General features: G+C 53.5%; 21 protein-coding genes. 18 read left to right on the top strand and 3 right to left on the bottom strand.

Annotation, left to right across the window (positions count from 1 at the left end; all coding sequences use genetic code 11):
- Positions 1 to 13: 13 nt before the first annotated feature.
- The 10 genes from SGR01S_RS17460 to hemB all read left to right on the top strand — a co-directional run bounded on the left by SGR01S_RS17460 (position 14) and on the right by hemB (position 9,655).
- Positions 14 to 1,327, top strand: a complete 1,314-nt coding sequence (locus SGR01S_RS17460; RefSeq protein WP_061808125.1) for an OprD family outer membrane porin — start codon at positions 14 to 16, stop codon at positions 1,325 to 1,327.
- A gap of 142 nt (positions 1,328 to 1,469) precedes the next feature.
- The gene (rmuC, locus tag SGR01S_RS17455; protein ID WP_061808253.1) at positions 1,470 to 3,017 is read left to right on the top strand and encodes a DNA recombination protein RmuC; all 1,548 of its coding nucleotides are present in this window, start codon (positions 1,470 to 1,472) and stop codon (positions 3,015 to 3,017) included.
- Between the two features lie 79 nt (positions 3,018 to 3,096).
- On the top strand, positions 3,097 to 3,852 hold the full coding sequence (ubiE, locus tag SGR01S_RS17450) for a bifunctional demethylmenaquinone methyltransferase/2-methoxy-6-polyprenyl-1,4-benzoquinol methylase UbiE (protein ID WP_037423528.1): 756 nt from the start codon (positions 3,097 to 3,099) through the stop codon (positions 3,850 to 3,852).
- A 13-nt stretch (positions 3,853 to 3,865) separates the two neighbouring features.
- A complete protein-coding gene (gene ubiJ / locus SGR01S_RS17445) occupies positions 3,866 to 4,474 on the top strand; it encodes a ubiquinone biosynthesis protein UbiJ (protein WP_037423603.1) in 609 nt (202 codons plus the stop codon).
- A complete protein-coding gene (ubiB, locus tag SGR01S_RS17440; RefSeq protein WP_037423531.1) occupies positions 4,471 to 6,102 on the top strand; it encodes a ubiquinone biosynthesis regulatory protein kinase UbiB in 1,632 nt (543 codons plus the stop codon). The genes ubiJ and ubiB overlap by 4 nt, the downstream gene beginning before the upstream one ends.
- 80 nt (positions 6,103 to 6,182) lie before the next feature.
- Positions 6,183 to 6,446 carry a Sec-independent protein translocase subunit TatA gene (gene tatA / locus SGR01S_RS17435; protein ID WP_037423534.1) on the top strand — a complete coding sequence of 88 codons (264 nt, stop codon included), beginning with the start codon at positions 6,183 to 6,185 and terminating at the stop codon, positions 6,444 to 6,446.
- Positions 6,447 to 6,449: 3 nt separating this feature from the next.
- Positions 6,450 to 7,010, top strand: a complete 561-nt coding sequence (gene tatB, locus SGR01S_RS17430) for a Sec-independent protein translocase protein TatB (protein ID WP_037423537.1) — start codon at positions 6,450 to 6,452, stop codon at positions 7,008 to 7,010.
- Between the two features lie 3 nt (positions 7,011 to 7,013).
- Positions 7,014 to 7,784 (top strand): Sec-independent protein translocase subunit TatC, encoded by a 771-nt coding sequence (gene tatC / locus SGR01S_RS17425; RefSeq protein WP_037423540.1) that lies wholly within the window; start codon positions 7,014 to 7,016, stop codon positions 7,782 to 7,784.
- Between the two features lie 51 nt (positions 7,785 to 7,835).
- Positions 7,836 to 8,618 carry a 3'-5' ssDNA/RNA exonuclease TatD gene (tatD, locus tag SGR01S_RS17420; RefSeq protein ID WP_037423543.1) on the top strand — a complete coding sequence of 261 codons (783 nt, stop codon included), beginning with the start codon at positions 7,836 to 7,838 and terminating at the stop codon, positions 8,616 to 8,618.
- Between the two features lie 14 nt (positions 8,619 to 8,632).
- Complete coding sequence (gene hemB, locus SGR01S_RS17415) at positions 8,633 to 9,655, top strand: porphobilinogen synthase (RefSeq protein ID WP_061808124.1); 1,023 nt, start codon at positions 8,633 to 8,635, stop codon at positions 9,653 to 9,655.
- A gap of 44 nt (positions 9,656 to 9,699) precedes the next feature.
- On the opposite strand, the gene rfaH is transcribed toward hemB, so the two are convergent.
- Positions 9,700 to 10,188 carry a transcription/translation regulatory transformer protein RfaH gene (rfaH, locus tag SGR01S_RS17410; RefSeq protein WP_037423546.1) on the bottom strand — a complete coding sequence of 163 codons (489 nt, stop codon included), beginning with the start codon at positions 10,186 to 10,188 and terminating at the stop codon, positions 9,700 to 9,702.
- 244 nt (positions 10,189 to 10,432) lie between these two features.
- Between rfaH and pepE the strand changes: the two genes are divergently transcribed.
- The 3 genes from pepE to fre all read left to right on the top strand — a co-directional run bounded on the left by pepE (position 10,433) and on the right by fre (position 13,619).
- On the top strand, positions 10,433 to 11,158 hold the full coding sequence (pepE, locus tag SGR01S_RS17405; protein ID WP_037423549.1) for a dipeptidase PepE: 726 nt from the start codon (positions 10,433 to 10,435) through the stop codon (positions 11,156 to 11,158).
- A gap of 88 nt (positions 11,159 to 11,246) precedes the next feature.
- Complete coding sequence (gene ubiD / locus SGR01S_RS17400) at positions 11,247 to 12,743, top strand: 4-hydroxy-3-polyprenylbenzoate decarboxylase (RefSeq protein ID WP_115185196.1); 1,497 nt, start codon at positions 11,247 to 11,249, stop codon at positions 12,741 to 12,743.
- Between the two features lie 174 nt (positions 12,744 to 12,917).
- Positions 12,918 to 13,619 carry an NAD(P)H-flavin reductase gene (fre, locus tag SGR01S_RS17395; RefSeq protein WP_037423555.1) on the top strand — a complete coding sequence of 234 codons (702 nt, stop codon included), beginning with the start codon at positions 12,918 to 12,920 and terminating at the stop codon, positions 13,617 to 13,619.
- A gap of 172 nt (positions 13,620 to 13,791) precedes the next feature.
- On the opposite strand, the gene fadA is transcribed toward fre, so the two are convergent.
- Positions 13,792 to 14,955 (bottom strand): acetyl-CoA C-acyltransferase FadA, encoded by a 1,164-nt coding sequence (fadA, locus tag SGR01S_RS17390; protein WP_037423559.1) that lies wholly within the window; start codon positions 14,953 to 14,955, stop codon positions 13,792 to 13,794.
- Positions 14,956 to 14,965: 10 nt separating this feature from the next.
- Positions 14,966 to 17,155 (bottom strand): fatty acid oxidation complex subunit alpha FadB, encoded by a 2,190-nt coding sequence (gene fadB / locus SGR01S_RS17385; RefSeq protein ID WP_061808123.1) that lies wholly within the window; start codon positions 17,153 to 17,155, stop codon positions 14,966 to 14,968.
- A 233-nt stretch (positions 17,156 to 17,388) separates the two neighbouring features.
- Here fadB and SGR01S_RS17380 point away from each other — a divergent pair, with 233 nt between their 5' ends.
- From SGR01S_RS17380 to hemG, 5 genes are all read left to right on the top strand, one after another.
- Complete coding sequence (locus tag SGR01S_RS17380; protein ID WP_061808122.1) at positions 17,389 to 18,585, top strand: MFS transporter; 1,197 nt, start codon at positions 17,389 to 17,391, stop codon at positions 18,583 to 18,585.
- A 117-nt stretch (positions 18,586 to 18,702) separates the two neighbouring features.
- On the top strand, positions 18,703 to 20,034 hold the full coding sequence (gene pepQ / locus SGR01S_RS17375) for a Xaa-Pro dipeptidase (RefSeq protein ID WP_037423562.1): 1,332 nt from the start codon (positions 18,703 to 18,705) through the stop codon (positions 20,032 to 20,034).
- Entirely contained in the window at positions 20,034 to 20,648 is a 615-nt protein-coding gene (locus tag SGR01S_RS17370) for an IMPACT family protein (protein WP_061808121.1), read from the top strand. The genes pepQ and SGR01S_RS17370 overlap by 1 nt, the downstream gene beginning before the upstream one ends.
- Before the next feature lie 34 nt (positions 20,649 to 20,682).
- On the top strand, positions 20,683 to 22,134 hold the full coding sequence (trkH, locus tag SGR01S_RS17365) for a Trk system potassium transporter TrkH (protein WP_037423568.1): 1,452 nt from the start codon (positions 20,683 to 20,685) through the stop codon (positions 22,132 to 22,134).
- Between the two features lie 22 nt (positions 22,135 to 22,156).
- Positions 22,157 to 22,690, top strand: a complete 534-nt coding sequence (hemG, locus tag SGR01S_RS17360) for a menaquinone-dependent protoporphyrinogen IX dehydrogenase (protein ID WP_061808120.1) — start codon at positions 22,157 to 22,159, stop codon at positions 22,688 to 22,690.
- Positions 22,691 to 22,703: the final 13 nt, after the last annotated feature.

The following is a 22,703-nucleotide window of genomic DNA, read 5'->3' as shown; positions in this document are numbered from 1 at the left end:
GGGGATGATAATAATGAGAGTTTACGCTTCATGGTGCGTTATCGCTATTTCGCTCCTGTCACCCGCTCTGCATGCCGCGGGTGACAGCCTCACCAATGCGCATTTTATTCGCGACAGTCAGGCTGAGATCACGCTGAAAAACTCCTGGAAATATCTCAAAGAGGACGCGGCTAACCCAAAGGAAGTTCACAATGCCTGGGGGCAAGGGCTGGCGTTGAGTTATCAATCCGGTTATCTCGCCGATACCCTTGGGGTGAATCTCGATTACTACAGTGCGGTGAAACTGGGTGCCAGCGACTATTTCAACACCCGTGGGGTGTTGTACAACAACGGCCCAGGGAACAGTAAGAGTAATGCCGCTGGATTCAGTAAAGTTGGACAGCGTTACGTCAAATTGAAAGGAGAGGTGAGTGGCACGGCGCTTAATGCCCAGTGGGGGTGGCAAATATTGCGTAACTACGGTGTGATTTCCACGTCCACGCGCCTTTCACCAACCACGTATTTAGGCTGGTCGGGGGGCGTCGCGGGGGCAGTGTTCGCTGTACGTGGCGCGTATGTCGAACACGCGATGGATCGTAACTCCCCCGACAGTCTGCGCTTGCAAACCAATGATGGTCATTACATCAATCACCTCGCCACGGGCGAATTAGGTTATGAGAATAAAGTGTTCAACGGCCAATTGGCGTATGGCGAATCTCAGGACTATCTACGTCGGCAGATCTTGCGGATGGTGTTCAAGCCCAATGAAAAACTCAGCCTTGGTAGCCAGATTTATACCACTCAGGCGCTGGACAATTACAAGGTGATGGCACTAAACAAACGCAATTTCGATCGCCATGCTAACCACTATGCTTTTGATGCCAAATGGCAGGCGCCGCTTTGGAGCCTGAAGCTTGGCATTGGTCACACGCGGGCGCCTAAAGGAGAGGGGATGCTGGGGGTTTACCCACGGCATATGGCGAAAAACTCCCGTGGTACTTTCACGTCAATGGCCTATGCTGGCGAAGACTATATGCGTGATGGCGAAACAATGTTGGCGGCAATGGCTGAATACCGTATTACACCTGAATTCACCGCTGGGCTCGCCACGAACTATGGTCAGTTCAGCTATCAGGGTATTGCCGTACGTACTGGTGAAATCAACGCGTTTGGGCGCTGGATGCCTTCGCACCCAACATTAAAAAACCTGACGATTTTTGCCATGTTTGGTCCGGGGTGGTCCTATAAGAACGCAAATAAAACACCGGTAATATCGGATGGGCGCTATCAGACGTCTCATTCTCTGGCGGCGGAGTTTATCGCCGAATACCGCTTCAAACTGTTTTAGCCTGCCTGATCAGTGCGGTATCGCTTGACTGCCGCGTTCCTTCCATGAAAACACGCTGGACATCCATACAGGCTCCCTTTAACGTGACGGACAAGAGGCGGATAGAACGCCGGAAAAGTCAGGTGTAACAGGAGGCAGGGTGGTGGATACCAGTTTAATTTACGGTATAGGTGGGGTAGCTATCGGCCTGCTGTTGGGATGGCTTATCGCCAGCTTGCGTGTACAACAGACACAGGCACAGCATGAAACTGAGCTGCGGCTGCTGGAACAATCGCTGCAACAGGCGCAGCAGGAAACCGCGTCCCGACAGGAAATACTGCAGCGTAATGAACAACACATGCGTCAGACTGAGCTGGAATTACGTAATTTGCACAGCCAGTTGGCGGCCGGGCATGAAAAGCTTCAGCAGCTTAATCACTGGCGCAATGAATGTGAGCAGTTAAATCAGGAACTGCGGGCGCAACGTGAGGTTAATAGCGCCCAGGAAGCCGAGTTGCGTGAGGTGACCATCCGCCTGGAAGAAACCCGCATGGCGGCAGAAGAAAAACAACGTCTGTTGATTAACAGCGAACAACGCCTCACTACCCAGTTCGAGAATTTGGCCAACCGCATTTTTGAACACAGTGGGCGCAAGGTAGACGAGCAAAATAAGCAAAGTTTGGATCGCCTGTTGCTGCCGTTGCGTGAACAGCTGGATGGTTTCCGCCGTCAGGTGCAGGACAGTTTTGGCCAGGAAGCACGTGAACGCCATACTTTGACCCACGAAATACGCAACCTGCAGCAGCTCAATGCGCAGATGGCGCGTGAAGCCATCAACCTTACCAAAGCCCTGAAAGGGGATAATAAAACGCAGGGTAACTGGGGGGAAGTGGTGCTGAGCCGGGTGCTCGAAGCCTCCGGTTTGCGTGAAGGACATGAGTATGAAACCCAGGTCAACGTGCGGGTAGATCACCAGAGCCGTATGCAACCTGATGTGATCGTGCGTTTGCCGCAGGGTAAGGACGTGGTGATCGATGCGAAAATGTCGTTGGTGGCCTACGAACGTTACTTCAACAGTGAAGATGAAGTTGAACGTGAGGCGGCACTGAGTGAGCATATTGCCTCGTTGCGCGGTCATATCCGTCTGCTGGGACGTAAGGATTACCAGCAATTGCCTGGCCTGCGTTCACTGGACTACGTGCTGATGTTTATTCCGGTGGAGCCGGCCTTCCTATTGGCTATCGACCGTGAGCCGGAGCTGATTAGCGATGCGTTAAAACACAACATCATGCTGGTCAGCCCAACCACACTGTTGGTGGCATTGCGGACTATCACCAACCTTTGGCGCTATGAACACCAGAGCCAGAATGCGCAACGCATTGCTGACCGGGCTGCGCGGCTGTATGACAAAATGCGGCTGTTTGTCGACGATATGTCGTCGCTGGGGCAGAGCCTGGACAAGGCCCAGGGGAGTTATCGTCTGGCGATGAACAAACTGAGCGAAGGCCGTGGTAATCTTATCGGACAGACCGAGGGGTTCCGTGCGCTTGGGGTTGAGGTGAAAAGACCGATCAACCCGCTGCTGGCTCAGCAAGCCTGTGCTCAGCATGATGAAGAATTTGAGGCGGCGGGCGACGATGACGTTGATACGCTGCCGGAGACGGAAGGCGACGACGCCGTAGAGGAACCACGCTCCGCATCGCAGGCATGACAACCGCTGCGAGGTGGGGTATTCCGTGGGGTTCTGGTACACTCCACCACACTAAATTGACTGAATAGCAGGCAGGACAATGGCAGATCAACCGCAGGAAACCACCGATTTCGGTTTTCGCACCGTAGCTCGAGACGAAAAGCAGGCCATGGTGGCAGACGTTTTTCATTCGGTAGCCGCAAAGTATGACGTGATGAACGACCTGATGTCGTTTGGCATCCACCGTATCTGGAAGCGTTTTACCATTGATTGCAGCGGCGTGCGCCGTGGGCAGCGGGTGTTGGATCTGGCCGGTGGCACCGGTGACCTGGCCGCCAAGTTCTCCCGCATGGTCGGTGAGCAAGGACAGGTGGTACTGGCGGACATTAACGATTCTATGCTGAAGATGGGGCGCGAAAAACTGCGCGATCGCGGTATTATCGGCAACGTCAGCTACGTTCAGGCCAATGCCGAAGCGTTGCCGTTCCCAGATAACTATTTTGACTGCATCACCATTTCTTTTGGCCTGCGCAACGTCACCGATAAAGACAAAGCGCTGCGCTCCATGTTCCGAGTGCTGAAGCCGGGTGGTCGTCTGCTGGTGTTGGAATTCTCCAAACCTTTGCTGGCGCCGCTGAGCAAAGCCTATGACGCCTATTCGTTCCACGTGCTGCCGAAAATCGGTGAGCTGGTGGTGAAGGATCCGGAAAGCTACCGTTATCTGGCTGAGTCGATCCGCATGCATCCTGATCAGGAAACACTCAAGGGCATGATGGGGGCTGCCGGTTTTGACAACGTGACCTATTTTAACCTGACCGGCGGTATTGTGGCCCTGCATCGTGGCTTCAAGTTCTGATATGGACATGCCGATGCTGTTAACCCCGTTGTTGACCGGCGTACTGGAAACATCGCTCAACAGCCTGCTGTTTCGCGATCGCAGCATGAAGGCGGCCCGTCAGCGGCTGGTTGGCAAGGTTTTGCGTATTGAGTTGCAGGAACTTGCCTCTCCGCTGGTGCTGATCTTCAGTGAACAGCGTGTCGATGTGCTTGGCCAGTCTGATGACACTGCCGACTGCACGGTGCGTAGTCGTATCTCGGTGCTGCTGAAATTGCGGGATCGCCAACAGCTTTCGCCATTGATGCGCAGCGGCGAACTGATTGTCGAAGGTGATATTCAGGTCGTGCAACAACTGGTCGGGCTGCTTGATCTGGCTGAGTGGGATCCGGCGGAATGGCTGGCACCTTACATCGGCGATATTGCTGCGCAGGGTGTCACTCAGGTTCTAGGAAAGGGTGCGAATCTGCTGAAAGCCGGTTTACAGCGTCAGCAGCATTATGTGGCTGAGACACTGACGGAAGAGTGGCGTATGGCACCGGGCCCATTGGAAGTTGTGTGGTTCAATGAAGAGGTTGATGCCACCGTTCGCAACGTCGAAGCGCTGATTGCTCGTATGGACAAGTTGGAGGGTAAGCGATGACCCCTGGCGAACTACGCCGCCTGTATTTGATCGTCCGCGTTTTTCTCAGTTATGGCCTGGATGAACTGATCCCCAAGATGCGTTTGACGTGGCCACTGCGATTTGGCCGCCGCCTGCTGTTCTGGATGCCAAACCGCCACGCAGATAAACCATTGGGCGAGCGTCTGCGTTTGGCTCTGCAGGAACTGGGGCCGGTATGGATTAAGTTTGGCCAGATGATGTCTACCCGTCGCGACCTGTTCCCACCACAGATCGCCGATCAACTGACGTTGCTGCAGGATCGGGTTGCTCCTTTCGACGGTGCGCTGGCGCGCAAGCATATTGAATTGGCGATGGGCGGCCCGCTGGAAACCTGGTTTGATGATTTTGACCAACAGGCGCTAGCCTCGGCATCGATAGCTCAGGTACATACCGCGCGGCTGAAAACGACCGGTCAGGAAGTGGTGTTGAAGGTGATTCGGCCGGATATCGGGCCAATCATCAAGGCCGATGTGCGCCTGATGTATCGTTTAGCGGCCTGGGTGCCCAAACTGATGCCAGATGGTCGCCGCCTGCGCCCGCGTGAAGTGGTGCGCGAGTATGAAAAGACCTTGCTAGACGAGCTGAATCTGCTGCGTGAAGCGGCTAACGCCATCCAGCTGCGCCGCAATTTTGACGGTAGCCCTATGCTGTACGTGCCGGAAGTGTATTCGGACTACTGCCGCGAAAGCGTGCTGGTCATGGAACGCATTTACGGCATCCCTGTCTCGGATATTGAGACGCTGGAAAAGCAGGGCACCAACATGAAACTGTTGGCCGAACGTGGGGTTCAGGTATTCTTTACCCAGGTATTCCGCGACAGCTTCTTCCATGCGGACATGCATCCCGGGAATATTTTTGTCAGCTATGAGCATCCTGAAGACCCCTGCTATATCGGCATTGATTGCGGTATTGTCGGCTCGTTGAACAAGGACGATAAACGCTATCTGGCGGAAAACTTTATTGCCTTCTTCAACCGTGATTACCGTAAAGTTGCGGAGCTGCATGTTGATTCTGGCTGGGTGCCGCGCGATACCAACGTTGAGGATTTCGAATTCGCTATCCGCACCGTGTGCGAGCCGATCTTCGAGAAGCCATTGGAAGAAATTTCGTTCGGTAATGTGCTGTTGAACCTGTTCAATACCGCGCGTCGTTTCAATATGGAAGTGCAACCCCAACTGGTGTTATTGCAGAAGACCTTGCTGTATGTTGAAGGTCTGGGTCGACAGCTTTATCCGCAGTTGGATTTGTGGACGACGGCCAAACCGTTCCTGGAAAGCTGGATGCGTGATCAGGTCGGTATACCGGCAGTGATCCGCGCACTGAAAGAAAAAGCGCCGTTTTGGGCAGAGAAACTGCCTGAGCTGCCTGAATTATTTTACGATAGCCTGCAGCAGCATAAGTTGTTGCAACAAAGTGTTGATAAGCTGACTAATCAGATGCAGGCCCAGCGCGTCCGTCAGGGGCAATCGCGTTATTTGTTCGGCGTTGGCGCTACACTGATAGTAAGCGGTACGATTTTGCTGTTGGGCGAGGTTGCTGTATTCCCCGCATGGCTAATAGCAGCCGGCATCGTTTCCTGGCTGATTGGTTGGAAGCGAACTGCCTGAATTGGTTAGAAACTCTGGTAAAATCTGCCGTATAATGCGACGGATTTTGAAAAAACCCTGTAAAAATAGAGGTAATTGCAATGGGCGGTATTAGTATTACGCAATTGTTGATCATCGCAGTGATCGTGGTGCTGCTGTTTGGTACCAAAAAGCTCCGCACGTTGGGGTCTGATCTCGGTGCATCAATCAAGGGTTTCAAAAAGGCGATCGGCGATGAAAACACGCCGCCGACCAACACGGCTGAGAAAAACAGCCTGGATGACGCTGACTTCACGGCCAAGCCTATTACCGATAAGCAGCCGGAAGTGAAAGCGGAAGAGTCGAAGAACAAAGAGCAGGTATAAACCGTGTTTGACATTGGGTTTAGTGAACTGTTGCTGGTTCTGGTTATTGGCCTGGTGGTACTTGGGCCGGAACGGCTGCCGGTAGCGGTAAGAACAGTTTCGGGCTGGATCCGCGCGCTGCGATCGCTTGCGGCTTCGGTGCAGAACGAACTTTCTCAGGAGCTGAAACTGCAGGAATTGCAGGACAGCCTGAAAAAGGTAGAGAAAGCAGGCATGCAGAATTTGTCGCCAGAGTTAAAGGCGTCAATGGATGAGCTGAAAGACGCGGCGGAATCGCTGAAACGTTCTTATCAGGGCGACAACAAGACCGAGCCAGCACACACCATTCATAACCCTCTGGTCACTGACCCGGAAGCCATTCATGACGGCGTGACGCCGGCAGAGGCTGCGGCTGTTGCATCATCTCCGGCTGCAGTGCCGGAGCCGGCAGTTACGGCAACGCCGCAAGTTGAACCGCCGGCAGTCACGCCGGTTAAACAACCGGCTACGTCAGCTGTTCAGGCAACCCCAGAACCTGTTGCGGATAAAACCCCAGCGTCTCACCAACCTAGTGGCGATCGTTAAAACATGGCTGTTGAAGATACCCAACCCCTTATCAGTCATCTGATAGAACTGCGTAAGCGGTTGTTAAACTCAATTATCAGCATACTGGTGATCTTTCTGGTGCTGGTGTTTTTCGCCAATGACATCTATCAACTGGTGTCTGCGCCGCTGATCAAGCAACTGCCAGCCGGGGCGAGCATGATCGCCACCGACGTGGCTTCACCGTTCTTTACGCCGATCAAGTTGACCATGATCGTTTCGGTGTTTGTCTCCGCGCCGGTGATTTTGTATCAGGTCTGGTCATTTATCGCACCGGCGCTGTACAAGCACGAACGTCGACTGATGATGCCGTTGCTGGTGTCCAGCAGCCTGTTGTTCTATCTCGGTATGGCGTTCGCCTACTTTATCGTGTTCCCGTTGGCGTTTGGTTTTTTTGCCAAGACCGCGCCCGCCGGCGTGATGATTGCAACTGACATCAATAACTACCTCGATTTCGTCATGGCACTGTTTATGGCGTTTGGCGTGGCCTTTGAGGTTCCGGTTGCCATTATTTTGCTGTGTTGGAGTGGCGTCACTTCACCGGAAGACCTGAAAAAGAAACGACCTTACGTTCTGGTCGGCGCTTTCGTAGTCGGTATGCTGTTGACCCCGCCGGATGTATTCTCGCAGACTCTGCTGGCGATCCCGATGTACCTGTTGTTTGAAGTGGGCGTGTTCTTTGCCCGTTTCTACACGGGTAAGCGTCGTTCGCAGCCGGAAGAAGAAGACGAGGGTGATGAACCCCCGGCACCTTAATCTTTGTTTGTCTAAAGCCGCCCGCTGGGCGGCTTTTACTTTGGGAAAACCATGTTTGATATCGGTGTAAATCTCACCAGTTCACAGTTTGCCAAGGACCGTCCCGCCGTGCTGGAACGCGCGCGCGCCGCAGGCGTGAAAGGGATGCTGATTACCGGTACGGATCTGACGGAGAGCCGGGCTGCTAGTGAGCTGGCGCAGTTGCACACCGGCTACTGTTGGTCCACTGCGGGCGTGCATCCGCATCATGCCAGTAGTTGGGACGAGCAGGTCGCTGAACATATCCACGAATTGGCCGCTCAACCGCACGTCGCGGCGGTGGGGGAATGTGGGCTGGATTTTAACCGTAATTTTTCCACACCAGAGCAACAAGAGGTGGCATTCAGCGCACAGCTTGCGTTAGCTGCAGAGCTGTCGCTGCCGGTATTTCTTCATTGCCGCGATGCGCACGCACGTTTTGCCGCGCTGCTCGCGCCATGGTTGGATAAACTGCCCGCGGCAGTGGTGCACTGTTTTACGGGCACGGCTGAAGAATTAGAAGGCTGTCTGTCGCTAGGCTTGTCGATCGGTATTACCGGTTGGGTCTGTGATGAACGGCGTGGCCTGGAGTTGCGTGCACTGTTGCCGCAGATTCCGGCCGATCGTTTGTTGTTGGAAACCGACGCACCCTATCTGTTGCCCCGGGATTTACATCCGAAACCTGCATCTCGCCGCAACGAACCCTGTTTTTTGCCTCATATCGTCCGGCAGGTGGCCGCCTGGCGACACGAAGACCCCGAATGGCTGGGGCAGAAAACCGATGAGAACGCCCGCCGGCTTTTCCGGCTGGAATGAGTTAGGAGAAAACTATGAGCTATGCATTTCCGGGTACCTTCCCAGGTCGTCGTATGCGCCGCGTGCGCCGTCATGATTTCAGTCGTCGCTTGGTGGCGGAGAACCAACTGACGGTTAACGACCTGATCTACCCGGTATTTGTCATGGAAGGCAGTAACCGTCAGGAAGCCGTATCATCCATGCCCGGCGTATCACGCATGAGCATCGATCTACTGATTAAAGAAGCGGAAGCCATCGCTAAGCTGGGTGTGCCCGTGATCTCCCTGTTCCCGGTTATTGAGCCAGGCCTGAAGTCACTGCACGCAGAAGAAGCTTATAACCCGGACGGTTTGGTACAACGTACGGTACGTGCGTTGAAAGACGCGGTGCCAGAGCTGGGCATTTTGACTGACGTGGCGCTTGATCCTTACACCACTCACGGTCAGGACGGCATCATTGATGAGCAAGGCTATGTCATCAACGATATCACCAAAGAAATTCTGGTGCGTCAGGCGCTGTCTCATGCAGAAGCCGGGGCAGAAATCGTGGCACCAAGTGACATGATGGATGGTCGTATTGGCGCGATTCGCGATCAGTTGGAGCATCAAGGTCTGATTAATACTCAGATCATGGCTTACTCCGCAAAATATGCGTCTTGTTACTACGGCCCATTCCGCGATGCGCTGGGTTCAAGCGGCAATCTGAAAGGCGGCAACAAAAAAACCTACCAGATGGACCCGGCCAACAGCGACGAAGCGTTGCAGGAAATTGCACAAGATCTGCAGGAAGGCGCAGATATGGTAATGGTTAAGCCGGGTATGCCTTATCTGGACGTGGTACGCCGGGTGAAAGACACCTTCGGTGTGCCGACTTTTGCCTATCAGGTGTCAGGTGAGTATGCGATGCATATGGCAGCGATTCAGAATGGTTGGTTGCAGGAGCAGCCCGCGGTAATGGAATCACTGATGTGCTTCAAACGCGCCGGTGCTGACGGTGTGCTGACCTACTTTGCCAAGCGAGTTGCTCAGTGGATGCATGACGACGCGATGCAGCGCTAAGACGCGATTACCAACGATAAAGGCGCCATAGGCGCCTTTTTGCATTACAACTTTTGAAACTGCCGGTTATCGACACTCTGAGTCACCTGCTTGTTTATCAGGTTCAGTAGCAGCATTGAGCGCGCCTCGCCGTCAGGCTCGGTGTAGATGGCTTTTAACCCTTCAAACACGCCGTCGACGATCAACACGCTATCTCCCGGTTGCGGGGTTTCAGGATCGAAGTAGGTTTCGCCGGTATGCGTCTGCAACTCTTCGATCACTTTCTGCGGGATAGTGGTCGGCGTTGAACCAAAGCGTACGAAGTGGCTGACACCACGTGTTGCACTGATGGTCGTGGTATGGATGCGTTCCGGATTGAATTCCACAAACAGGTAGTTGGGGAACAGGGGTTCGCTGACCGCAATGCGTTTGCCGCGTACGATCTTTTCCAACGTAATGATTGGGCTCAGGCAGTTCACTTCCTGCCGCTCCAGATGTTCCTGCGCCCGTAAAAGTTGGCCGCGTTTACAATACAGTAGGTACCAAGATTCCATAATTTCACATGCCTTTCTGTCAGCCGGTAAGCATATCAAAAGCCATTACGGATACATAGTGGTGCAAGTTTCAGCATGTAACCGTCGCTATCTGCATGAATCGTTGGCAATTAGCGAAGGGTCACACACTTATTCGCACGGCTTGGGTATAACAGAGGGCTAAAAATTTGCTACCGTCGCAGTATGCCTTGGCCTGAGATTGCCAGATGTGACGCTATTCATCGTTTTTGATTGAGGGGGAGAAATGGAACTATTTCTGTTGAGTAACGGCAAGCTGTCCGGGGAGGATGAGCTGCTGGGCTATGCCAAGAAACACCTGTTGGCGATGATCGCACGCCGCGGCATCACGTCCGCCGTTTTTATCCCTTATGCCATGATCCGCAGTGATTACGATCAACGCGCGCAGGACTTGTCGCAAACGTTAGGTATTAACGTAACCAGCATTCACCATGCCGAGTCCCCGGCTGCGGCGATAGCACAGGCGGAATGCATTTTGGTCAGCGGTGGCAATACCTGGATGCTAAACCAGATGCTGCATGAGAACGGTTTGATCGTCCCTATCCAGCGAGCGGTGCGTGAACGTAGCGTACCCTATGTGGGCTGGAGCGCGGGTTGCAACGTTGCCACACCAAGCATTCGTACCACCAATGACATGCCAGTGCGCAATAGCGTCGTACTGCCAGCATTGAACCTGTTCCCGGTTCAAATTAACCCGCACTACATTGATGCTCATATCAGTGGCCACATGGGCGAAACGCGTGATGAACGTCTGGCGGAGTTTTGCGCGGTTAATCCAAGCGAGTCTGTGGTGGCGTTGCGTGAAGGTAGCCTGCTGCACGTTGAGGGTAATGATTTGCGTTACTTCAGCGCCAGAGAGCAAGGTTTCAAGGTGTTCCGCCACGGTGTGGAGACCCAGGAGTACCGTGATACACAGGCGTTACATACGTTGGTGCCGTTCACGTGCCACTGAGAACCGGCGATGTATTTACCGGTGTTTAACAAAAGTGCAGCAACAACCGTGAAGAGGGCTTATAATGCCCTCCTCACTGGCCGTTATAATGATCAGCATGAAATACCGTGACTTACGCGATTTCCTCTCGTTGCTGGAAAAGAGAGGGGAACTAAAACGCATTAGCCAGCCGATTGATCCCTATCTGGAAATGACAGAAATTGCCGATCGTACTTTACGTGCGGGCGGCCCGGCGCTGCTGTTCGAAAACCCGAAAGGGTACGACATGCCTGTGCTGTGCAATCTGTTCGGAACCGCCAATCGCGTTGCGATGGGCATGGGGCAGGAGGATGTCAGCTCGTTGCGTGAAGTCGGCAAATTGCTGGCGTTCCTGAAAGAGCCAGAGCCACCAAAGGGCTTCCGCGACCTGTTTGATAAACTACCGAAGTTCAAGCAAGTGTTGAACATGCCGACCAAGGTCTTGGGTTCAGCGCCTTGCCAGGAACAGGTATGGCAGGGCGATGACGTCGATCTCAGCCGTATCCCGGTGATGCACTGCTGGCCGGAAGACGCGGCACCGTTGATCACCTGGGGCCTGACAGTCACTCGTGGGCCGCAAAAAGAGCGACAGAACCTGGGTATCTATCGTCAACAGGTGCTGAGCAAGAATAAAGTCATCATGCGTTGGTTGTCGCACCGCGGCGGCGCGCTGGATTATCTTGAATGGTGCCAGGCACATCCCGGTGAGCGTTTCCCGGTTGCCGTCGCGCTAGGTGCAGATCCTGCCACTATTCTTGGTGCAGTGACGCCAGTGCCGGATACCCTGTCTGAATATGCTTTTGCTGGCCTATTGCGTGGCAATAAGACTGAAGTGGTCAAGTGTATCTCTTGCGATCTGGAAGTGCCCGCCAGCGCAGAAATCGTGTTAGAGGGTTACATTGAACCGGGTGAAATGGCGCCGGAAGGCCCGTATGGCGATCACACCGGTTACTACAACGAGATAGACCACTTCCCAGTCTTCACTATCACCCACATTACTCAACGTCGCGACGCCATTTATCACTCGACCTACACTGGCCGTCCGCCGGATGAGCCGGCGGTGTTGGGTGTGGCGTTGAACGAAGTATTTGTGCCAATCTTGCAAAAGCAGTTCCCGGAAATTGTTGATTTCTATTTACCGCCTGAAGGTTGTTCCTATCGCCTGGCGGTAGTGACCATTAAGAAACAGTATGCGGGTCATGCCAAACGCGTAATGATGGGCGTCTGGTCATTCCTGCGTCAGTTTATGTACACCAAGTTCGTGATTGTTTGTGACGATGACATCAATGCTCGTGACTGGAATGATGTGATCTGGGCGATCACCACCCGAATGGATCCGGCAAGGGATACTGTTATGGTGGAGAATACGCCGATCGATTATCTGGACTTCGCCTCACCGGTTTCCGGTTTGGGATCGAAGATGGGGCTGGATGCCACCAATAAATGGCCGGGTGAAACCCCGCGCGAATGGGGCCGTCCGATTCAGATGGATGAAAAGGTGCGTGCGCGCGTCGACGAAATCTGGGATGAGCTCGCAATTTTAAGTGACAGAGAACCGACAATATAATCTATCCAAGTAATTGGGGTTGCATTGAAGTGGCAACGCAGCGAATCCCTTGGCACTTAGATATTGAAGTGGCCGAGGTCAGCGAGTAAAGCCAATAAAGATTCAGCTTCAAGTATGAAGGGTAAGTCAGGCTCTGTTCTCAGTTTTGCATTGATGACCCGACAGAGGGAACGCATGACAATATTGAGCTGTAAAGTGACCTCCGTAGAGGCCATTACCGATACGGTTTACCGGGTACGTTTGGTGCCTGAGGCACCGTTTTCTTTCAAGGCAGGGCAGTATTTGATGGTGGTGATGGATGAGCGTGACAAGCGTCCGTTCTCATTGGCCTCGATCCCGACAGAGCAGGATTACATTGAGCTGCACATTGGTGCTTCGGAACTGAATCTGTACGCTATGGCGGTGATGGATCGTATTCTGAAAGAGCAGGCGATTACCGTTGATATCCCGCACGGTGACGCTTGGTTGCGTGAGGAAGGCAGTCGTCCGCTGGTGTTGATCGCCGGTGGTACAGGGTTCTCCTATGCGCGCTCGATTCTGTTGGCTGCGTTGGAGCAGCAGCCGAACCGCGATATCTCTATCTACTGGGGCGGGCGTGAGCTGAAGCACCTGTACGATTTGAGTGAGCTGGAAGCACTGTCGGTGCAACACCCGAACCTGAAAGTGATCCCGGTAGTTGAACAACCGGAAGACGAGTGGCGTGGCCGTAGTGGCACGGTTCTCAGCGCGGTATTGCAGGACTTCGGTACGCTGGCGGAGCACGATATCTATATTGCCGGGCGTTTTGAAATGGCAAAAATTGCTCGGGAGCGTTTCTGTGCCGAACGTGGTGCGCTGGAAGCACACATGTTCGGTGATGCCTTCTCGTTTATCTAATACACGGGATAGGCATAAGACGGGGTGGCCGGTGGTCGCCCCGTTTTTATTTGGGCGCCGGCGAATAACAGGCATAAAAAAACCCGCCCCTGACAGGCGGGAAGTACGGCAACTAAACTTGGTGGGATGCTGCGATTTTAAGTGTTGACGCAGTCATCCCTAATAGACACAGCTAAACGCGTTCAAAGACGGTCGCGATCCCCTGTCCCAATCCAATACACATGGTCGCCAAACCAAATTGCACGTCACGGCGTTCCATGTTGTTCAACAGCGTTGTCGAGATGCGTGAGCCTGAGCAGCCCAGCGGGTGGCCCAATGCAATGGCGCCGCCATTCAGGTTAATCTTGTCGTCGATACTGTCCAACAGCCCCAGATCCTTGATGCAAGGCAGAGACTGTGCGGCAAAGGCTTCGTTCAGTTCGAACAAATCGATATCCTGCACGCTCAGACCGGCACGTTTGAGCGCCAACTTGCTGGCAGGTACCGGGCCGTAACCCATGATGGATGGGTCGCAACCGACGACTGCCATCGAGCGAATGCGTGCGCGGGCTTTCAGACCGAGCGATTTGGCGCGTGATTCGCTCATCAGCAACATAGCCGACGCACCGTCGGACAATGCTGAAGAGGTACCTGCGGTCACAGTGCCGTTGACCGGATCGAAAGCCGGGCGCAGTGCTGCAAGGCTGGCGACGGTCGTTTCTGGACGAATCACTTCGTCGAAATCATAACGAGTCAGTACACCGTCGGCGTCGTGGCCGGTGGTTGGGATGATTTCATTCTTGAAATAGCCGGCCAGTGTGGCGGCATGAGCGCGTTGGTGCGAGCGTGCGGCGAACTCATCCTGCATCTGTCGACTGATATTGTGTATCTTGGCCAGCATCTCAGCGGTCAGGCCCATCATACCGGCGGCTTTTGCCACGCTGCGGCTCAGGCCCGGGTGGAAATCCACACCGTGATTCATTGGTACGTGGCCCATATGCTCTACGCCACCAATCAGGCTGACATGTGCATCGCCGACCATAATGGCGCGTGCGGCATCGTGCAGCGCCTGCATGGAGGAGCCGCACAGCCGGTTTACGGTAACCGCAGGTACGCTATGTGGGATTTCGGCCAGCAGTGAGGCGTTACGGGCAATGTTAAAGCCCTGTTCCAGCGTTTGCTGCACACAACCCCAATAAATGTCGTCAATTTCGGCGGCATCCAGTGACGAATTACGGCTCAGTACCGCGCGCATCAGGTGGGCGGAAAGATCTTCAGCGCGTACCTGGCGGAAGGCGCCGCCCTTAGAGCGGCCCATCGGCGTGCGTACGGCATCAACAATAACTACGTTTTCCATCTTTATGACCTCATGCCGGTTGGCCAGTGGAGACATCGGACAGCGGCGCTGCCACTGGGTAGTAGCTTTCATTATGTTCAGCTTTGGCCCGCAGGCCGGCAGGCACCTGATACAGGGCGCCAAGATGCGCATAACGCTGGGCCAGTTCGACATAATTGGCGGTGCCAAGCGTATCCAGGTAACGGAATGCCCCGCCGTGGAATGGAGGGAAACCGATGCCGTAGACCAGCGCCATATCGGCCTCAGCTGGGCTGGCAATAATGTTTTCTTCCAGACAACGTACGACTTCGTTGATCATTGGGATCATCATACGGGCAATGATTTCTTCGTCGCTGATGGTTTGGCGCGGTTGGCTGACTTCAGCCAGTAACGTGTCGGTCTGCTCATCGTTGTCTTTACGTGGTTTGCCTTTGCTGTCCTGGCTGTAACGATAGAAGCCCAGTTGGTTTTTCTGACCGAAACGCTGGTTATCAAACATTACATCGATGGCGTCGCGATAATCTTTGCCCATGCGCTCTGGGAAACCTGCCGCCATCACTGCTTGAGCGTGGTGTGCAGTATCGATACCGACGACGTCGAGCAGGTAAGCGGGGCCCATTGGCCAGCCAAACTGTTTCTCCATCACTTTGTCGATCTGACGGAAGTCCACCCCGTCGCGCAGCAGCATGCTGAAACCGGCAAAATATGGGAACAACACACGGTTGACGAAGAACCCTGGGCAGTCATTGACCACAATCGGCGTTTTGCCCATGCGGCTGGCGTAAGCCACCACAGCGGCAATGGTGCTATCGCTGGTTTGTTCACCACGGATGATTTCCACCAGCGGCATGCGATGTACTGGGTTAAAGAAGTGCATGCCGCAGAAGTTTTGCGGGCGCTTCAATGATTTTGCCAAGTGATTAATCGGAATGGTCGACGTATTTGACGCCAGTACAGTATCTTCGCCGATCAAGCCTTCCACTTCGGACAGTACTGCTGCCTTAACCTTTGGATTCTCGACAACGGCTTCAACGATTACTTGCGCACGTTCGATACCGGCATAATCCAGAGTCGGTTGAATGGTCGACAATACTTGCGCCATCTTCATGCCGTCTAGCTTGCCACGCTCCAACTGCTTGTTAAGCAGCTTGGCGGCTTCATTCATGCCGAGCGTCAGGGATTTGTCGTTAATGTCTTTCATGACAACCGGTACGCCTTTCAGCGCAGACTGGTAGGCGATACCGCCACCCATGATACCGGCACCCAACACCGCTGCTTGCTTTGGTGCTTCAACGTTCTTCGCGAGTTTCTTCGCCTGACCTTTCACAAACTGGTCATTAAGGAAGATGCCGACCAGCGCGCGAGCCTCTTTGGAGCGGGCCAATGGCACAAAGCTGGCGGTTTCCAGTTTCAATGCTTCATCACGGCCCAGCTTGGCTGCGGCCTCAATGGTTTTGACTGCGGTCATTGGCGCCGGATAATGTTTTCCGGCGGTTTGCATCACCATGCCTTTGGCGGTGGTGAAGCTCATGGCCGCTTCAATTGGGCTGAGTTTTAATGGCTCGAGTTTTGGCTGGCGATAGGCGCGCCAGTCCAGTTTGCCTTCAATCGCCTGTTGCAGCATTTTCAGCGCGGCTTCCACCAACTTTTCTGGTGCAACGACGGCGTCTACCAAACCGACCTTCAGTGCATCTTTAGCACTGATGTCTTTACCGGCGGCGATGATCTCCAATGCACTGTCGTTACCCAGCAGGCGTGGCAAACGAACAGAGCCGCCGAAGCCCGGCATAATGCCCAGTTTGGTTTCCGGCAGGCCGATGCGCGCATCTGGAGAGGCAACGCGGAAATCGGTCGCCAGAATGCATTCACAGCCACCACCGAGCGCATAGCCGTTAATGGCCGAAATGGTCGGTACCGGCAAATCTTCCAAGCGGTTAAAGATGCTATTGGCAAAGACCAGCCATTCCTGCAGCTTTTCAGCCGGTGCAGCAAACAGCGAAAGGAACTCGGTGATATCAGCACCGACAATAAATGCGGCCTTGGTGGAACGCAGCAGCAGGCCTTTCAACTCGGTCTGCTTTTCCAACACCGTGAGTGCTTCACCCAGGCTGGCAACAGTGCGGGTATCCAGCTTGTTTACAGAACCTGGGGCATTAAACACCAGCTCGGCGATGCCGTTGTCGAGCCAGTGCAGTTGTAATGTTTCGCCTTGGTAGAGCATGTGTATCTCCTGAATCAGCGTTTGATCTGGTATGACCAGATGATGAGGAGTGTGGTTTTTATGTTAACAATATGCAAATGAGAGATTGCATTTTTGCAGGGCGGATCACATGACTATAAGGTATGTTTATGATTTAAAACGAAGTTATATTTTATGCGTTATGGTGATTTGCTGGCACATGAAAGCCCCCATAGACTTGCTGTGGACGAGTGCGACACACGCAGAGGTACGGAATGAGTAAAGAAGTATGCATAAAGCACAGTAGTTTCTGGAGTATTCCTGCCAGAACGATGACGCTGGCCTGTCTGCTGGTCTTTATGGCGCAAATGGCGACAACGGTGTACTTGCCTTCTCTACCTACGGTGATGCAGGAATTGGCGATGACGCGCCGCGCAACTGAGCTTTCGATATCAATCTTCGTGATTGGCGCTGCCTTGCCGGTGTTGTTTTGGGGGGCTGCAGCCGATCGTTTTGGTCGCCGCTTGCCACTGACGTTATCTCTGGTGCTGTTCATCAGTTGCAGCCTATTGTTGACGTTTTGCAGTAATGGCACGCAGTTATTGGTGCTGCGTGCACTGCAAGGGGTTGCAGCCGGCGGTGCCGCGATTATCGCGCGTATTATTGTTCGCGATAACTGGCACGGCGATGAATTGGCGAGACGGCTCTCTGTGTTGTCGATCGCCTTTATCGCCGCGTTGGGCGGTGGGCAGTTTATTGGTGGGTTACTCAGCCAGTATTCGCACTGGCAAATGGGTTTTGTACTGATGGGGCTGACCGGGATGGCAATTTTGTTGCTCATGGCGACATTGCCGCTGGAGGCAGGTCGTACAGAGGGGCAACGTCCGGGGATGGCGGCAACCTATTGGCATATTCTGCGCCGCCCAGGCTTCTTCTGGCCGGCATGTGTTGGTGGATTGGGGTTCGCAACAACGGTGACGTTGCAGGAAGTGAGCCCGTTTATCATACAGCAGGGTTTTGGCCTAAATGTGACGGCATTTGGGGCGCTGGGGCTGGTCATCGGCGTGGCTTACTTTTCTGGAGCCATGGTAGTGAATCGAACCGTGGCGCGTTTCGGCGGTAAGCGGTTAATGCTGGTGGGAGCGCGTATTGTCGCTATGACGACTGCTGCGATCATGTTGCTGTGGTGGAGTGGCTTGCTGGTGGGGCTTTCCGGCATGGCGTTATTCGTTGTGCTGTATTGTCTGACTATTTTTGGCCAGGCAGTGTTGTTCCCTAACAGTATGGCGATGGCCGTCAGTGATGCCAAAGCGCATGGCGCCTATGCGATGGCGTTATGTGGATTTCTGCAACAATGTCTGGCGGGTATCGCGGCTGCCGGTGCGGTTTTGCTCGAGCATCACGGGTTGTGGGCGGCCGCTATTGCCTTGTTGGGTTTTATTGCCTGGTTAATTGTTAAGCTACGGATGTAACGGCGTTTACAACGATTTGCGAACCGCCCCGCATGCCCGAGGTGATGAGGTTGGTGCGCCGGAACGGTGTGCTAAGATGAGGCATTCCGTTCTAATGGTATGTAAAAGGGTATTGTGATGGAAACACTGGCTTCTTTGTATAACGACCACCTGGCAGAACTACAAAAACGCGCGCGTGAAGTGTTAACGCGCAATAAACTGGATGCGTTGCTGATCCACTCAGGGGAACTGCAACGGATCTTCCAGGACGACCGCAGTTATCCGTTCAAAGTGAACGCGCACTTTAAGGCTTGGGTGCCGGTCACCTCAGTGCCAAACTGCTGGCTGTGGGTGGACGGCGTTAACAAACCGAAGCTGTGGTTCTATTCGCCGGTCGATTACTGGCACAGTGTTGAGCCGTTGCCTGAGAGTTTCTGGACCAAATCTGTTGAGTTGATGCCGTTGGCCAATGCTGACGATATCGCGCAGCAACTGCCTGCTCAGCGTGAACGTGTGGGTTATATTGGTTATGCACAGCAGCGTGCCCGTGACCTCGGCATCTCAGCGGAAAACGTCAATCCGAAAGCCGTATTGAACTACCTCGATTTCCATCGCTCAATCAAAACAGGTTATGAACTGGCCTGTATGCGTGAAGCGCAAAAAACTGCAGTGATGGGGCACCGTGCTGCCCATGAAGCCTTCCTGTCGGGCATGAGCGAGTTTGATATCAACCTGGCTTACCTCACGGCAACCGGACATCGTGACACCGATGTACCTTATGACAACATTGTTGCGTTGAATGAACATGCGTCGGTTCTGCATTACACCACGCTGGATCACCAGCCGCCGGCCGAAGTACTGAGTTTCCTGATTGACGCCGGTGCGGAATACAATGGCTATGCCGCTGACTTGACGCGAACTTATGCCGGTCAGAGCGGTAGTGACTTCGCACAGCTGGTCAAAGATCTCAATCACGAACAACTGGCACTGATGGAGACCATCAAAGCTGGCGTACGCTATACCGATTACCATGTTCAGATGCATCAACGTATCGCAAAACTGCTCAAGAGCCACAAGCTGGTGAGCGGCATCAGTGAAGAAGCGATGGTAGAGCAGGGGCTGACGACGCCGTTCTTACCACATGGTTTGGGGCATCCTCTGGGTCTGCAGGTGCATGATTCTGCGGGCTTCATGCAGGATGAACAAGGTACCCATCTGGCTGCTCCGTCCAAATACCCGTACCTGCGCTGCACCCGTGTATTGCAACCAGGCATGGTATTGACCATTGAACCGGGCATGTATTTTATTGAATCACTGTTAGCGCCATGGCGTAGCGGCGAATTCAGCCAGCACTTTGCCTGGGATCGTATCGATGCGCTGAAACCTTATGGTGGTATCCGTATTGAAGACAATATCGTGATTCACGAAAAGCGTATTGAGAACATGACGCGTGATCTGAACCTGGCCTGATGCAGCCTTATCCGATCCCGGCAGGCCCTGTTAGCGTCAGCGAAGAAATAAAGAAGAGCCGTTTTATCACCCTGCTTGCGCCGACTGGCGGGGTTGATGCGGCCAAGGCGTTTATCCAGCAGGTTCGTGATGAACACCCGACCGCCCGTCATCATTGTTGGGCATTTGTCGCTGGGCCCCCGACTGATTCACAACAGTTGGGGTTTTCCGACGACGGGGAACCTTCCGGCACTGCGGGTAAACCTATTCTTGCGCAGTTGATGGGGAGTGGTATAGGGGAAATCACCGCTGTAGTAGTACGTTACTATGGCGGTATTAAACTCGGCACTGGCGGTTTGGTGAGAGCCTACGGCAGTGGTGTGCAGCAAGCATTAAAGCAGTTGGCTGTAAGCTACAAGATCCCGCAGGCCGAATATACTTTGCAATGTGACTATGCGCAGTTGGCATTGGTAGAGAATCTGTTGCAGCAATTAGAAGGGCGGATTGTACAGGGGGAGTATGGCGCTTCAGTCCTGCTGCATCTGACTTTACCGGTAACTGGGGTTGAAGCGTTCGGGAATAAATTACGTGATCTCAGTCGCGGTAATTTGCAATTGACCCCCATTTCGCAATAATTCCCCCAACTGAATTGCTAAGGATCGTGCTGAAATGCATTTTCGCGCTATAACCCGTATCGTTGGTCTGCTGGTCATCCTGTTCTCCGGGACGATGTTTATTCCTGGTCTGGTGGCATTGATATACCGCGATGGGGCGGGGAGGGCATTCAGCCAGACCTTCTTTGTGGCTGTGACCATTGGATTGATATTGTGGTGGCCCAATCGCAAGCAAAAGCATGAGCTGAAGCCACGCGAAGGTTTTCTGATTGTGGTGCTGTTCTGGACCGTGCTGGGCAGTGTCGGGGCATTACCGTTTTTATTCTCGGAGCGGCCTAACCTGTCGCTAACCGATGCTTTCTTTGAATCTTTCTCCGGCTTAACGACGACAGGTGCCACCACATTGGTGGGATTGGACTCGTTGCCGAAAGCCATTTTGTTCTACCGTCAGATGCTGCAGTGGATGGGCGGGATGGGGATCATCGTATTGGCGGTCGCGATACTGCCAATCCTCGGCGTCGGCGGCATGCAGTTATACCGTGCAGAAATGCCCGGCCCGCTGAAAGACAACAAGATGCGTCCACGCATTGCCGAAACCGCGAAAACCCTGTGGCTGATTTATGTGTTGCTGACTATCGCCTGCGCATTGGCGTTATGGGGCGCGGGCATGTCGGTATTCGATGCTATCGGCCACAGTTTTTCGACTATCGCCATTGGCGGCTTTTCTACCCATGATGCCAGTATCGGGTATTACGCCAGTCCAACCATTAACACCATTATTGCTATCTTCCTGCTGATCTCGGGTTGTAACTACGGTTTGCACTTCGCCTTACTGAGTGGTCGCAGCCTGAAAGTCTATTGGCGCGATCCTGAGTTTCGCATGTTTATCGCTGTGCAACTGACGTTGGTGGTGGTGTGTACTGCCGTGTTGTGGGGGCACGGGGTTTACAAAACCGGTATGGAAACGGTCAATCAAGCGTTCTTCCAGGTTGTATCGATGGCGACAACTGCGGGCTTTACCACTGACAGCATTGCCAAGTGGCCGTTATTCCTGCCGATGTTGTTGTTGTGTTCTGCATTTATTGGCGGCTGTGCTGGTTCAACAGGGGGCGGGCTGAAAGTGATCCGTATTCTGTTGCTGTATTTACAGGGTTCACGTGAGCTCAAAAGGCTGGTGCATCCCAATGCTGTTTACACGATCAAGTTGGGTAACCGGGCGCTGCCGGAACGTATTCTTGAAGCGGTATGGGGGTTCTTCTCTGCTTATGCATTGGTCTTTATCGTCAGCATGCTGGCAATTATTGCTACCGGTGTTGATGATTTCTCTGCTTTTGCTGCGGTAACTGCGACGTTGAACAATCTGGGGCCGGGTTTGGGTGTCGTGGCGGATAACTTTACGACTATGCCTGCACCGGCGAAGTGGATTCTGGTTCTGACGATGCTGTTCGGGCGCCTTGAAGTCTTTACACTACTGGTTCTGTTTACGCCGACGTTCTGGCGTGAATGATCCTGATAGAAGGAGTAACGCCGTGAAGGCACTGATTCTTTATTCCAGCCGTGATGGGCAAACACGTTCTATCGCTTCTTATATAGCAAACAAATTACAGGATACATTGCGCTGCGACGTGATTGATCTGCAGCAAGCGGATGATGTTGACCTTAACCAGTATCAGCAGGTGCTGATTGGTGCCTCGATACGTTATGGACATTTCCATCCGGCGTTGGCTAAGTTTGTTAAGCAGCATGCCGAGCAGTTGAACCAGATGCCAAGTGCATTTTTCAGCGTTAACCTGACTGCCCGCAAAGCAGAGAAGCGTTCACCCCAGACCAATGCTTATACCCGCAAGTTTCTGTTGTCCTCCCCTTGGCAGCCAAAACAGTGTGTCGTGTTTGCCGGCGCACTGCGTTATCCGCGTTATCGCTGGTTCGATCGCGTCATGATTCAACTTATTATGCGTATGACAGGCGGCGAAACAGATACCAGTAAAGAAGTTGAGTATACCGATTGGCAAATGGTGGACCGCTTTGCTCAGGAGTTTGGGCAAATTCAGTATGAAAAGTGACGAAAACGCTGCC

The sequence above is a fragment of the Serratia grimesii NBRC 13537 genome (assembly GCF_001590905.1).
Classification (GTDB): Bacteria; Pseudomonadota; Gammaproteobacteria; order Enterobacterales; family Enterobacteriaceae; genus Serratia; species Serratia grimesii.
This window is presented reverse-complemented; position numbering and strand designations above follow the sequence as displayed.